The sequence below is a fragment of the Methylobacterium sp. SD274 genome, from assembly GCF_017355285.1.
Taxonomy (GTDB): Bacteria; Pseudomonadota; Alphaproteobacteria; order Rhizobiales; family Beijerinckiaceae; genus Methylobacterium.
The window spans coordinates 22,987-37,067 of the sequence record NZ_JADIJP010000025.1 but is presented as its reverse complement, the minus strand read 5'-3'; the positions used below and the strand labels follow the sequence as shown (position 1 = coordinate 37,067).

Annotated in this window: 9 protein-coding genes; 5 read left to right on the top strand and 4 right to left on the bottom strand. The window is 68.7% G+C overall.

Features of this window, described 5'->3' with window-relative positions; all coding sequences use genetic code 11:
• The 4 genes from IPV08_RS18945 to IPV08_RS18930 all read left to right on the top strand — a co-directional run bounded on the left by IPV08_RS18945 (position 1) and on the right by IPV08_RS18930 (position 4,469).
• On the top strand, positions 1–3,147 hold the full coding sequence (locus IPV08_RS18945; protein ID WP_056355082.1) for an efflux RND transporter permease subunit: 3,147 nt from the start codon (positions 1–3) through the stop codon (positions 3,145–3,147).
• A gap of 26 nt (positions 3,148–3,173) precedes the next feature.
• Entirely contained in the window at positions 3,174–3,539 is a 366-nt protein-coding gene (locus tag IPV08_RS18940) for a hypothetical protein (protein WP_056355086.1), read from the top strand.
• 158 nt (positions 3,540–3,697) lie between these two features.
• Entirely contained in the window at positions 3,698–3,940 is a 243-nt protein-coding gene (locus IPV08_RS18935) for a hypothetical protein (RefSeq protein WP_056355088.1), read from the top strand.
• Positions 3,941–4,037: 97 nt separating this feature from the next.
• Positions 4,038–4,469 carry a DUF305 domain-containing protein gene (locus tag IPV08_RS18930; protein WP_056355092.1) on the top strand — a complete coding sequence of 144 codons (432 nt, stop codon included), beginning with the start codon at positions 4,038–4,040 and terminating at the stop codon, positions 4,467–4,469.
• On the opposite strand, the gene cueR is transcribed toward IPV08_RS18930, so the two are convergent.
• On the bottom strand, positions 4,405–4,890 hold the full coding sequence (gene cueR, locus IPV08_RS18925; RefSeq protein WP_082487872.1) for a Cu(I)-responsive transcriptional regulator: 486 nt from the start codon (positions 4,888–4,890) through the stop codon (positions 4,405–4,407). The genes IPV08_RS18930 and cueR overlap by 65 nt on opposite strands.
• Positions 4,891–4,967: 77 nt before the next feature.
• On the opposite strand from cueR, the gene IPV08_RS18920 reads away from it, so the two are divergent.
• On the top strand, positions 4,968–7,364 hold the full coding sequence (locus IPV08_RS18920) for a heavy metal translocating P-type ATPase (protein WP_056355099.1): 2,397 nt from the start codon (positions 4,968–4,970) through the stop codon (positions 7,362–7,364).
• Positions 7,365–7,468: 104 nt separating this feature from the next.
• Here the strand turns inward: IPV08_RS18920 and IPV08_RS18915 are convergent, their stop codons facing one another.
• The 3 genes from IPV08_RS18915 to IPV08_RS18905 form a co-directional block, all read right to left on the bottom strand.
• Positions 7,469–8,302, bottom strand: a complete 834-nt coding sequence (locus IPV08_RS18915) for a hypothetical protein (protein ID WP_056355102.1) — start codon at positions 8,300–8,302, stop codon at positions 7,469–7,471.
• A 17-nt stretch (positions 8,303–8,319) separates the two neighbouring features.
• Entirely contained in the window at positions 8,320–8,865 is a 546-nt protein-coding gene (locus tag IPV08_RS18910) for a hypothetical protein (RefSeq protein ID WP_056355105.1), read from the bottom strand.
• 211 nt (positions 8,866–9,076) lie between these two features.
• Positions 9,077–14,032, bottom strand: a complete 4,956-nt coding sequence (locus IPV08_RS18905) for an AAA domain-containing protein (RefSeq protein WP_207413030.1) — start codon at positions 14,030–14,032, stop codon at positions 9,077–9,079.
• Between the last annotated feature and the right edge of the window lie 49 nt (positions 14,033–14,081).

Sequence of the window (14,081 nt, the reverse complement as noted above, 5' to 3'; positions counted from 1 at the left end):
ATGTTCAATTTCCTCGTCACGCAGTCACTGCGCAACCGCCTGCTCGTCCTCGCGGTCGCCGCCGTCCTGATCCTGTACGGCGCCTTCACCGCCACCAAGCTGCCGGTGGACGTGTTTCCCGACCTCAACAAGCCGACGGTCACCATCATGACCGAGGCCGAGGGGCTCGCGCCGCCCGAGGTGGAGCAGCTCGTCACCTATCCCATCGAGACCCGGATGAACGGCCTGCCCGGGGTCAGCCGGGTGCGCTCGGTCTCCGGCGTCGGGCTCTCCATCGTCTACGTCGAGTTCGACTGGGGCACCGACATCTACCGGAATCGGCAGCAGATCGCCGAGCGTCTGACCCTGGTCCGCGACCAGCTCCCGCCGAACGTCACGCCCCAGATGGGGCCGATCTCCTCCATCATGGGGCAGATCCTGCTGGTCGCGGTGACCGGAGACAACGCGACCCCGATGGAGGTGCGCGAGGCCGCCGACTTCATCCTGCGGCCTCGCCTGCTCACCATCCCGGGCGTCGCCCAGGTCATTCCCATCGGCGGCGAGGTGCGCCAGTTCCGGGTAAGCCCGAACGTGGCGGCCATGCGGGCGCTCGGCGTCACCAACGCCCAGCTTGAGGCGTCCCTGACCCAGTTCGGCACCAATGCCGGCGGCGGCTTCACCGACCAGTACGCCCGCGAGTACCTCATCCGGAACATCGGCCGGACCATGAGCCTCGACGACCTGCGCAGCGTCGTCGTCGCCAACGTCGCGGACGCGCCGGTCTACCTGCGCCAGGTGGCGGAAGTCTCCTTCGCCCCGAGGGTGAAGCGCGGCGACGGCGGCTACATGGGCAAGCCCGGCGTCATCGTCTCCGTCGAGAAGCAGCCCGACGTCGACACGGTCAAGCTCACCCGCGAGATCGAGGCGGCGCTGAAGGAGGTCACCGCGACCCTGCCGAACGGGATCAAGGCCGACCAGATCCTGTTCCGGCAGGCGAACTTCATCGAGACCTCCATCGCCAACGTCGAGCGCGTGCTCGTCGAGGCCATCGTGGTTGTGGCCATCGTGCTCTTCGCGTTCCTCCTGAACGTGCGCACCACGGCCATCTCGCTGACCGCCATCCCGGTCTCGATCCTGGCGACCGCGGTGGCCTTCCACCTCGCCGGCCTGTCGATCAACACCATGACCCTGGGCGGGCTCGCCATCGCCATCGGCGAGCTCGTCGACGACGCGGTGGTCGACGTCGAGAACATCTTTCGAAGGCTCGGCGAGAACCGGGCGGCCGGCTCGCCGCGCTCGACCTTCGAGGTGGTGGTTGCCGCCTCCTCGGAGGTGCGCTCCGGCATCGTCTACGCAACGATGATCATCGTCCTCGTGTTCGTGCCCCTGTTCGCCCTGTCGGGCATCGAGGGCCGCCTCTTCGCGCCCCTGGGCCAGGCCTACATCATCTCCATCCTGGCGAGCCTGCTGGTGTCCGTGACCCTGACGCCGGTGCTGGCCTACTACCTGCTGCCCGGCCTCAAGAGCCTGGCCGAGCACGACAGCGCCCTGCTGCGCTGGCTCAAGCGGGGTAACGCCCGGTTGCTCGGCGTCGCCTTCCGGCACCAGCGCCTGCTCGTCGCCACGGTGGCGCTGTCCGTCGTGGCGGCCGGGATCGCCGCCTGGAACCTGCCGCGCGCCTTCCTCCCGCCCTTCAACGAGGGCTCGTTCACCGTCAACACGACGTTCAACCCGGGGATTTCGCTCTCCGAGAGCAACCGCGTCGGCCTCATCGCCGAGAAGCTGCTCCTGGACATTCCGGAGGTCGCCTCGGTGGGTCGCCGCACCGGCCGGGCCGAGCTCGACGAGCATGCTGAGGGCGTCCACTCCTCCGAGATCGAGGTCGAGCTCAAGGGCGGCGGCCGGCCGAAGGACGCGGTCGTGGCGGACATCCGGCAGCGCCTGTCCCGGCTGCCGCTCTCGGTGAACGTCGGCCAGCCGATCTCGCACCGCCTCGACCACATGCTGTCCGGCGTCCGGGCCGAGCTTGCCCTGAAGATCTTCGGCGAGGATCTCGACGCCCTGCGCAGCGTGGCCAACGACCTGCGCGACCGCATGGCAAAAATCCCCGGCCTGGCCGACCTGCAGGTGGAGAAGCAGGTCCGCATCCCGCAGCTGGAGATCCGGGTCGATTACACCCGGGCCGCCCTCTACGGGGTCCAGCCCTCGGCCGTAGTCGAGCAGCTCAGCCGGCTGTCCAACGGGCGCGTCGTTTCGACGGTGGCCGATGGCTACAAGCGCTTCGACGTGCTCTTGCGCCTGCCCGAGCGCCAGCGCACGACCCAGGGGCTCAAGGACCTCCTGATCGAGACGCCGTCCGGCTGGGTGCCGGCGCGCCAGGTCGCCGACATCCGCGAGACGGACGGCCCCAACCAGATCCTGCGCGAGAACAGCCGGCGCCGTCTCGTCGTCCAGGCCAACACCAACGGGCAAAGCGACATGGCCACCATCGTGGCGGCCATCCGCAAGGAGGTGGCGGAAGCCAAGCTCCCGCCGGGCTTCTTCGCCAGCCTGGAGGGGACCTTCCAGGCGCAGGAGGAGGCGAGCCGGACCATCGCGGCCCTTTCGACCCTTTCCCTCGCCCTGGTCTTCGCCATCCTCTACAGCCGCTACCGCTCGGCCGTGCTGGCGCTGATCATCATGGGCAACGTGCCGCTCGCCCTCATCGGCAGCGTGATCGCGCTGTGGCTGGTGGGCCAGCCGCTCTCGGTGGCGTCGATGATCGGGTTCATCACGCTGACCGGCATCAGCGCCCGCAACGGCATCCTGAAGATCAGCCACTACCTGAACCTGTCGCTGCACGAGGGCATGCCGTTCGGGCGCGACCTCGTGGTGCGCGGCAGCCTGGAGCGCCTGACGCCGGTGCTGATGACCGCCCTGTCGGCGGGCGTCGCCCTGGTGCCGCTGCTCTACGACGCCGCGAACCCGGGCAAGGAGATCCTGCACCCGGTCGCGGTGACCATCTTCGGCGGCCTGATCAGCGCGACCCTGCTCGACACGGTCCTGACGCCCGTCCTGTTCCTGCGGTTCGGCAAGGCCCCGCTGGAGCGCTTGCGCGCCGTGCAGTCCGAGACACCCGATGCACCGCGTCCGGACGGCGCCAAGCCGCGTCCGGTCGAGGCGTTCTGAGCCCCCACCCAAAAAGGAGAAACCCGATGATTCCCTGGAGAATGGCCCTGATGGCGGGCGTGCTGCTCGCCCTGCCGGTCCACGCGCACGAGGTGTCCGGCCAGCACGGCGGCCGGGTGACGGATGCCGGCAAGTACCACGTCGAGCTCGTTGCCAAGGGCGAAAGCGTCGACGTGTTCGTCACGGACGGCAGCCAGAAACCGGTTCCGGCGACCGGCTTCAAGGGCACCGCCATCCTCGTCGTCGGCGGCAAGCCGGCTCGGGTGCCCCTCGAACCGGCCGACGGCAACCGCCTCTCGGGCAAGGCGTCCGTGGCGCTCGGTGAGAGCCCGAAGGGCGCCGTCCAGCTCACCGCCCCGGACGGCGCGACGACGAGCGGCAAGTTCAACTGACCAACGGCCCTCCGGCCCCGGACGCGGGCCGGAGGGGACCGACCGATCCCGTGCAGGGATGCAGGAGGACCGCCGAAGGCTGTCCCTCCTGTTCGAGCCACCGGCCGGAAAACGCTTTGCCGGCCTGTCCAACACGACGAACCAAGGAGACCGAAGCCATGAAGACCATGACCGCCGCCGCCCTGCTGATCGCCCTCTCGGCGGCAACCCCGGCCCTCGCCGACGACCAGGGCAATGCCAACGCCGAGCAGCAGACCCAGCCGACGCCGAACCGTGGTGGCACCTCGGGTGGGCCGGCCCACGACGCGCGCCCCGGCGAGACGGGTTCGACGGGGTCGGGTGAACGCATGGACCACGCCCATCCCGATGGATCGGCCTCCAAGCCGTCCCGGAACCGCTGATCGGCCGCCCGGACCGGGAACCCTCATGCGTCCGTCCAGGGCGCAGGGCTCCCACTGCCCCACCACCAAGTTACGTCACGTAGGAATGGAAACGACCATGAAGACCATCGGCACGATTGCACTGGCCGCGCTGCTCGGCCTCGGAACGGCTGGGCCGAGCCTCGCCCAGTCGACCCATTCCCACGGCGGGCACGAGATGCCCGGCGACCCGAAGGCGTCGCATGACGAAGACATGATGAAGATGATAAACGACATGAAGCCGGACCCGAAGGACCCGGCCTCGACCAAGGACTTCAAGGCCGCCGACATGGCGATGATGCACGACATGCACGTGCCCTACACCGGCAACCCGGACGTGGATTTCCGCACCCACATGATCCCGCACCACAAGGGCGCGGTGGCCATGGCCAAGGTGGCCCTGAAGCACGCCAAGGACCCCGAGACCAAGGCGATGGCCCAGAAGATCATCGACGACCAGGAGAAGGAGATCGGCGAGATGGAAGGCTGGTTGAAGAAGAACGCGAAATAAGCCGTTCACCCGAGGGGCTGGAGGCCGGCACGGATCCGGCCTCCAGTCCCTCGATGATCGGGCAGTGGGGTCGTCCGTCCCCGTCGCAGGCGTCGGCCAGACCACGAAGGACGTCCGCCATTTCCTGAAGGTGGCGGGCCTTCTCTTCGAGTTCCTCGATGTGGGTCAAAGCGAGGGCCTTCACCTCGGCGCTGCTGCGTGTGGGATCGCCCCACAATCCCAGAAGGACCCGGATGCGTTCCAACGGGAAGCCGAGGTCCCGAGCCCGGCGGACGAAGCTGAGCCGGTGCACGTCCTCCGGGTCGTAGTCGCGGTAGCCGCTGTCCCGGCGGTCGGCCTGGGGCACCAAGCCGATGCTCTCGTAATGGCGGATCATCTTGGCTGAGACCCCCGATGCGTCCGCCGCCTGCCCGATGTTCATGACGATCCCCATGGTTGACCTTCCCATGATGGGAAGGCGCACACCGATAGGCAACATCGACGAACGGGAACACGATCATGATCCACGGCACCGCAGCGAACGACCATGCAGACCCCCACGGTGCCCATGCCGGGCATGACCACGCGCATGGCCATCAGGTCGAGCCGCCCGCCGGCGCCGGGACGGTCAAGGATCCCGTCTGTGGGATGACGGTCGACCCTCACAGGGCGAAGCATCGGGCCGAGCATGCCGGGCACCCGTACTACTTCTGCTCGACAGGCTGCGGAACGAAGTTCGAGGCCGATCCGGTCCGGTACATCGACCCGGCCCAAGCCGCCGCGAAGTCCGATCCCGTGCCCGAAGGCACGATCTACACCTGCCCGATGCATCCGGAGGTGCGCCAGGTCGGCCCCGGCGCCTGCCCGATCTGCGGCATGGGGTTGGAGCCGGCCATGGTCGGCGCGGACGCTGGCCCGAGCGAGGAGCTCGTCGACATGACGCGCCGGTTCCGGGTCGGGCTCGTCCTGACGCTTCCGGTCTTCGTGCTGGAGATGGGCGGCCATCTTTTCGGCCTGACCGAGCGGCTCGGCCAGCAGGCCTCGAACTGGATACAGTTCGCGCTCGCGACGCCGGTCGTGCTCTGGGCCGGCTGGCCCTTTTTCGTGCGGGCCCTTCACTCCGTGCGCTCGCGCAACCTCAACATGTTCACCCTCGTCGCCCTCGGGACCGGGGTGGCCTGGGCCTACAGCGTCGTCGCCACCGTCGCTCCCGGCTTGTTCCCCGAGGCGCTGCGCGGTCACGGCGGGGCGGTGCCGGCCTACTTCGAGGCGGCGGCCGTCATCACCGTGCTGGTGCTTCTCGGCCAGGTCCTGGAACTGCGGGCGCGCGAGAGCACCAGCGGGGCCCTCAGGGCGCTCCTCGACCTGGCGCCGAAGACCGCCCGGCGCCTTCATCCGGACGGCACCGACGACGAGGTTCGCCTGGAGGACATCCGCGTCGGCGACCGCCTGCGGGTGCGCCCGGGCGAGAAGGTGCCGGTCGACGGAACCGTGAGCGAAGGTCGAAGCTCGGTCGACGAGAGCCTCGTGACCGGGGAATCGATGCCGGTCACGAAGGAGGCCGGCGCCACGGTCATCGGCGGCAGCCTCAACCAGTCCGGCTCGCTCGTCATCGAGGCGACCAAGGTTGGTCGGGACACCATGCTGGCCCGCATCGTCCAGATGGTGGCCGAGGCGCAGCGCAGCCGGGCCCCCATCCAGCGCCTCGCGGACCGGGTGGCGGGCTGGTTCGTGCCCGCCGTCATCGGCGTGGCGCTGCTGGCCTTCGTCGCCTGGATGGCGTTCGGCCCCGAGCCGCGCTTCACCTTCGCCCTCCTGGCCGCCGTGGCCGTTCTCATCATCGCCTGCCCCTGCGCGCTCGGGCTCGCCACCCCGATGTCCATCATGGTCGGCGTCGGCAGGGGCGCCGGGGCCGGGGTGCTCGTGAAGAACGCCGAGGCGCTGGAGCGGATGGAGCGGGTCACGACCCTCGTGGTCGACAAAACCGGTACCTTGACGGAGGGCAAGCCCACGGTCACCCGGATCGTGCCCGCGGCGGGCTTCGACGAGGCGGAGGTCCTGCGGCTTTCGGCAAGCGTGGAGCGCGCGAGCGAACACCCCTTGGCGGTCGCGGTCGTGGCGGCCGCCGAGAAGCGGGGGCTGGCCTTCGCCCCGGTCACCGGCTTCGACAGCCCGACGGGCAAGGGCGCGCTCGGCACCGTCGAGGGACGGCGTGTGGCGCTCGGCAACGCGAGCTTCCTGCGCGAGCAGGGCGTGGACGTCTCCGCCTACGCGGTCCAGGCCGATGACCTGAGGCGGGACGGGGCGACGGCCATCTTCGTCGGCGTCGACGGACGCGTGGGCGGCGTCCTCGCCATCGCCGACCCGGTCAAGGCGACGACGGCAGAGGCACTGGCCGCGCTCCGGGTCGAAGGCATCCGTGTCGTCATGCTCACGGGCGACAACCGGACCACCGCCGAGGCGGTGGCGCGTCGGCTCGGCATCGAGGAGGTCGAGGCGGAGGTGCTGCCCGACCAGAAGGCCGCCGTGGTCGAGAGGCACAAGTCGGCGGGGCAGGTGGTCGCCATGGCGGGCGACGGCGTCAACGACGCCCCGGCGCTCGCCGCGGCCGACGTCGGCATCGCCATGGGAACGGGGACCGACGTGGCCATCGAAAGCGCTGGGCTGACGCTGCTCAAGGGCGACCTCATGGGCATCGTGCGGGCACGGCGCCTGTCGCGGGCGGTGATGGGCAACATCCGCCAGAACCTGTTCTTCGCCTTCATCTACAATGCCGCGGGCGTGCCGGTGGCGGCCGGGGTGCTCTATCCGTTTCTTGGCATCCTGTTGTCCCCGGTCATCGCGGCCGCGGCGATGGCGCTCTCCTCGGTCAGCGTCATCGGGAACGCCCTGCGGCTGCGGGCGGTGCGGCTTTAGAAGACGCCGTGGCGGTACATCCTTCCGGAAGCGGTGCGTCATCGTGGAGGGGCGTGAAGGGGCAAGCTTCGCGGACGGCATCCAGCACAGGCCCCGGTCCAGAGCTAGGCGCCGAGGACCTCGCCGGTCTGATCGATCAGGCGGGTGGCCTCGTCCGCCAAACGGCCTTCCTCCTGCTCACGGGCTTCCTCGATGGCACGCCTGACCGACTGGGCCGTGACCGCCCGAGCGATGGCGATGCCCATGACGAGGACGAGTGCGACGAGCGTGAAGAGGGCGCCGAGCTGGGCGAGGTCGGTGATCATCGGCCAGGGCCCGTCCACGACGGCATCGAGGGCTACAAGCCGGACCATGAAAAGGGCGGCGAACAGCACAGTCAGGGCAGTGAGCCCCGCGAGCCAGGCGACGCAGGAAACGTCGCCTGCGCGTACGAACACCGCGATGCGGGTTCCCCGCCAGACGTTCCGCAGACCGTTCCCTAGGGCCTGCAGCTGCTTGTGGCAGGGCCGAAAGGTCCAGGGCGCAATGGAGTGGATGCTAATCAGCGTGTAGAGGGCGATGAGTGAGGGACGGGATTTTTCGTTCTTCTCAATGGCGGCTTGCGCCCGCTTCAACTGCTCGGAGGATTCCTCCCGGTTCTGGTACATCTCCCCGAATGCCTGCTGTGCCAGTCGTTGCGCGGCCTCGCTAAAGCGTTCCTGTGGTAGGGAGAGATACCCCACGGTGCAGGTGAGGGTGATGCCCCCGAGGGTGATGATGGTGCCGAAAATGACCTCAAGCGCCTTGCGGTTCTCATCGGCCGCAAGGCGCCTCAGGTCTGGGGTGTCGAACTTCGGGTGGAAGTGCTCCACCATAGCGGAGACCCCGGTCACCCCGAGCACGTGATAGACAGCAAGCCCGACCAGGACGCCGAGGGCGAGCAATCCGAACGCACGCATGGGGCGGGACCGTTCGCCTAGCGGGTCGCGGAGGCGCCGAGTTCCTGGGCGGTGACCGGTACCGCGGCATCCCAGAGCGACTTGAACTTGCGGGTTGCGGAACGCGCGACGACGGGGTCGCCGAAGACGACCGTGGCCTTTCGGGACTGGGTGTCGGTCTCGATCCGAACGTCGCGTTCGTCGGCGATGCCGAAATGCACCGTGGCCGGATGTTCGAGACGACGGACCCTCAGCTTTGGGTCGTCGCCGACCATGTATGCGCCGAGTTCGGACAGCGCGGAACGATGGGCAGCATCCGGCATGTGGTCCAGCAGGACCGACATCTGGGCGCCGGGACCGTCGAGGAACTCGCGGGTCTTCGAGGCATCGAAGATATCCGACGAGAAGTACCCGCACAGGAACGCGAGATGTCGCTCCGCGCTGGTAACGAGCACGTCGGTCACGGCGCGCGCATGCTCGGGCCCGCGATTGCTCACGACCCGGCGACTGCCGGTTGCCCGACTGGCACGAAGGGCGTTTTCCGCCATTGTGCGATACTCGGTCATGTCGACGGGACTGGCCATCAAAGGGGTTCGGCCTCACGCTGGAATGGATGCGGTTACCAGCGGGTGAATGGTACACCTCCGCCGGCCGTCTGCAACGGTGATATGGGGTGCCAACGGCTCCACCGCATCAACATGTGCCTTTAAGCGCACGTTCCAGCAGGCCGCAAGGATTTCCGGACACGAGGTAGTTCGCAAAGCCGCTCAACCAACCGAGCGACGACACGCTCGATCAAAGGGCTGCACGCGGCCGCTCAGTTCTTAATACCAGTACGCGACGGATGCGCCCGCCCGCGTCGAACTCGATCTCGTCCTCCTCCGATACCCCGAGAAGCTTCGACCCCAGGGGTGAGCTGATGGGAAGCTGTCCGTTCACCTCGTCGTGGGATCCATGCCCAAGCGTGAAGGTCGCCGTCCTATTGTCATCGAGGTAGCGCACCACGACCCGGTCGCCGGCACGTATCCCTTCTTTCGAAGGTACGCTTTTCGGGGTTCCGGCGCGCTCCAGCGGGTCGCATTCGGCGCGTGGTTCGAGGAGGTCCTGTGAAGCACCGGCCTCCGGCCGTCCTTCCGCTCGCTCCCGCGACGTCGGAGCCGTCCGGTGCGCGGTATAGGATGGCTGGCTCTCTGCAGCTCCTCCTGGCTCGATGCCGGACCGTTCGAGCGTCTCGAACAGGTCCAGCATGCATCCATCCGGGTCGAGGGTGAAGCTCGACGACCAGCAACGCCAGAAGCGCCAACCGACCCGTTCCAGAATGCGCTGGCGGCGCATGTCGTCCGCCCAGCGCTCCGGCCCATGGTACCTGTCGCCGTCGCATTCGACCGCGAGACGACGCCCGTTCACGCCCTCCACGACGAGATCGATCCGGTACCCGAGCGCGCCCACCTGCGGGGTCACGCGGTATCCGCGCTCGACGAGACGCCGAAGAACGTCGCGCTCGAAATCGGAATCGCAGTGTGCCTCCAGGTCTCCCGAGCGGGCCTCGGCGCCGGCCATGGGCTCGCGGAAGTGCCGGATCACGCGCGCCTTGAGGTCGTCGGGCTTGAGCTCGTCCTCCCGGACGGAGCGCACCAGGACCAGCCTGTCCCGGGCCCGGGACAGTGCCACGTTGAAGCGTTGCTCGAACTGGGTGGCGGTCTGGGCCTGCTTGCTGTCCGGATCGGCGATCATCGACAGGAAGACCACGTCGCGCTCGTTACCCTGGAAGGTGGCGCTGTCTCCGCAGGCGATGCGGTGTCGCCTCACGAGTTCCTCGCCGAGTTCGTCCAGGAGCATGCGGTTGATGAGGGCGGCCTGCTTCGCCCCGATCAGGGACACGACGCCGATGGTTCGCCAGCGGTCCAGGGCCTCCACGCGCGCAAGGCTCGGGTCGTCGACGAGCTTGCGGATCTCGTCGACGATCACCTCGGCCTCGCGGGGGTTCTGCTTGTCGCCCTTGCGGCGTCCGTCCGGCACGTAGATGTCGACGAGGGGAGGGTCGAGCCGCTCGTGCGCGGTGGGCACGCGAAGGGGGACCAGGGGTTCGGGATAGAACTGCATCGAGAACCGGATAATGGGTTCGACGCAGCGGAAGTGCTCCCGCAGCATGACCAGCTTGTCCGGGAACATCACCTTGGCGAGGTCGTAGAGCGAGGCTCCCGGCAGGAGGAGGGTTCGGAAGGGCTGGCCCTTGAGGAAGCCGTGTTCGAGCCGGTCGATCTTCGCGTTCTCGATGAACGCCGCGCTCGGGCTCACCTGCTTGTCGTCGCCGACCACGAGGATCTTCCTGCCGCGGAGCAGGGCCGGAAGCTCGCGGATGTCCGACTGCGAGGCCTCGTCCATGATCACGAGGTCGAAGGAACCGACCTCGCCGGGCAGCTGCTCGGCGACGCGCCAAGCCGGCATGATCCAGCATGGAATGGCGGCGTAGCATTGCGCCATGGCCAGGCGGGCGTCACGTCGGTGGCGCACGGCGCCCTTGCCGGTGCCCTTGCCCGTCTTGCGCAGGGCCGTGGCGAACATCATCAAGGCCGCACGCACCGTACCGGTCATCGAGCGACCGAGCTCGTAGAAGGTGCGCTCGCGGACGAGCCCTTCAAAGGTTTTCCGCACCTCGGCATCCAGCCGGACGCGTTCGTCCGCAAGCGACCTCAGCCTGTCCCGGTCATCGATCCGCCCCAGGTAGGCGGCCATCGCGCCCCATTCCCAGGCCTCGCGCCACTCCTTCGGCAGCAGCGGGTCGGCCAGGTCCTTGGCCGGTTCCCGTCGAAGGCGCGAAGCCCAGATCGGCGCGCCGCACGCGTGGACGGCTTCGGTGACCTCTCGAACGACATCGAAGTGGGCTCGGCTCTGCCCCAGGTCCTCGATCTGGCGACGCAGGGCCGACCAAAGATGCGAGACCTGCTCCCCTTCCACCCCCTGACGCCCGACTGCCTCCGACAGGAAGTTGCGGGCGAGCTGACCGATCTTTCCTGCCGTCTCCGGGAAAAAGGTCTGAAGCCGGCCGATCTCGCTCCGGGAGGCCGAGAGTTGCGCCGCGGCCGCGGCATTTCGAAAGGCTGCCTCGACGAGATCGAGCCGACGGCGATCCAGCCAAAGGTCGCGGACGGACCCGCCACCCGAAACAAGGGCGGCGAACGTAGCGCTGAGAACCTTCGTCGCGCGTTCCGCCTCAAACAGAACGGCATCGAGCGTGGCAACGAGCTGGTCGAGCTCGCGAGCCGTGGCGACGGAGGGAGCGCCGATCTCCTCCGCCAACGCCCGCCAGCGGATCGCGAGCGATGCGACCGCATCCCGCCAAGCCAGATGGTCACGAACATGTGCCCATTCCCCGGGTCCGGCCGGAGGGTGCCCCTGCACCCGGATGGCGTCGACGGTGGGACGCAGCGACCTCTCGCGGAATGCGAAGAAGCCGAACACCGGTTCGTCGGCAGCGAGGCGGCGGACGATGCCGGCGACCTCTTGGGATGCGGGGCCAAAGCCCTCGGGAAGCTCAACGGGAAGGCCGAGGTACCGCTCCCGCTCGCGAGCGACAGGTCGGGCATCCTCGGCGAAGCGCCTGACAAGGTCGACGAGGCGGTTCTCGCCGGTCGCGAACAGCATATCCTCAGCCAACGGCTGCAGCCAGGGAGCGCCATCGGAGAGGTGCTTGGCGCGGCGCAGGGCCCCCAGCTCGAAAGCTGCCTCAAGCGCTCGGGCCACGTCCTGCAGGGACGCGATCCGCACTCGGATCGAGGGTTCGCTCGCCGCAGCCTCGGCAAGGTGGACGGACCGGACCAGATCGTCGTGGAGCCTCGCGAGGACATCGCCGTCCGGCAGGTCGTGGACGGAGGGAAGGACGCAGTCGATGTGTTCGAGGCGGGTTCCCAAGGCGAGGCGGGCCGTGCGCAGGGCGGCGACGTCTTCGTCCCGCGGTGTCGCCTCGGAGGAGGCGTCGCCCGGACGGTCCTCGAACCAGCCATGCCGCGTGGCCGAGTGCGCAACCCGCCGCGCGAGCTCGGCGGGACGCTCGTCACCAAAGGCGGGGGAGAGTTGGCGGAGTGCGAACCGCTCGATCTCGGCGTCGACAGCTTCCAGCCGGCCCCGGAGCCCCACGACCGACGCTTCCAGGTCACGGATCAGCCGTGCCTGCTCCGACGGCTTGATGCTCTCGACCACCGACTGCAGGAGGCGAACCGCAGTTTCTAGTTGCCGAAAGCCCTCGCGCTCGGTCGCGGTAATGCTGATCGCCAGGTCGCGGACCCCGTCGGGTAGTTGGTCCCGTAGAACGGCCAGGGCCGGCTCCCCATGGGAGACGACCAGGATGCGCCGACCGGTCGCCATGTAGTGGCAGATGATGTTCGAGATGGTGTGGGTCTTGCCCGTTCCGGGCGGGCCCTGAACCACGATTCCGTCGGTGGCTTCGAGCCGCCGCACGATTTCCATCTGCTCGTCGTTGAACGGCTTGGGGAAGAAGAGGTCGCCTGCCTCGGATGCGCCTTCCGGCTCGGGCGCGCGCTCGGCCGTCCCGCCTACCCGGTCGCTCAAGGGTCTCCAGAAGTCCCGCGACGGCTCGTCGGCCGGCCCCATGACCAGCGTCCGCGCCGGACCCGGCAGACCGTGCTCCTGCGCAGCACGTTCGACGGAGCGCTTCAGGTTCTCGATGTCCGCGAGCAGGAAGCTGTCCGACCTGCGGCGGGCGAAAAGCACCCAGCGGTCGGACACCGACAGGTTCTCCCCTGCAGCCGGAACGGGTTCGCCGGGTGCGAGCGTCAGACGGTCGGGCAGGTATCCACCCTCGACGTCCAGCCTGGCCTGGCAGGACCGGAGGATCGGCTCGAAGCTGTCGCGCCGGTAGGGCGAGATGCCTTCGTCCGGATCGAGGATGGCGATGGCGCGCCGGGCCGCGTCGTGGGCCAGCGTCACGCCCTCGACGCCCAGCTCCTCGTAGGCCCGGAGGTTCACGGCGGCCGCGGCGGCACGGGGACGAACCCGGATCTCGGCGCCGCCGGCATCGTCGACCTCGATCTCGACCAGGCGTTCCACCAGGGGCAGGTCGATCTCCTGCGCGTCCTTTCGCCAGCGCGCGAGGCCGATGCCCCAGACGAGCTCGAACGGGCGCTCCCCGCCGCCGAGTTCGGACAGCTGCGCCACCTCGAACAGGCGTTGGTACAAGGCAAGGGAGCGACGGACGGGCCCCTCCGCCAGCGACCAGGGTAACCACCGCTCGGTGATCCAGGCCTCCGCGGCCGTCCTCAGGTCATCCCTGTCTTCGAGCCGGAGCCGCACGTCCCAGAGGCGGACGTCCTTGTCGGGTTGGGCGAGTGCCTCGGCGCAATCCTCGGCTCGTGCCAACCCATCGGAGACGAGGGCATCCTTCTCGCCGGCCGGGACCGTCCGGATCAGGAACGGGCGAAGCTGCGGCCGTCTCTCCGGATCGGGAGCCAGTTCAAGCCATTCCGCGGCCGTCTCGGGCGGTGCCGGCGGCCCGCTCCGCCGCAGCCGCTCGACCGCCAGCCAGATCGGACCCTCCTCGTCGACGAGGTCGTGCCTGACGCCCGGCAAGGCGTGGAGCTCATGCTGATGGAGGGTGAAAGCCTGGCCGGTCGGGAGACGATGCTCGCCGAGTCGCATGGTCGCCCGTTCGTCGAGCCTGACAACCTGCTCGACGTAGCCCAGCAGGCCGTGAAGCCGTTCGCCGGCGGGATCTAGCGTCACTTGCTTGGTCATTGCCCGGGAGCGCTACTCCGGCCGCGTGTCCTGGGCGAAGCTTCCGAGC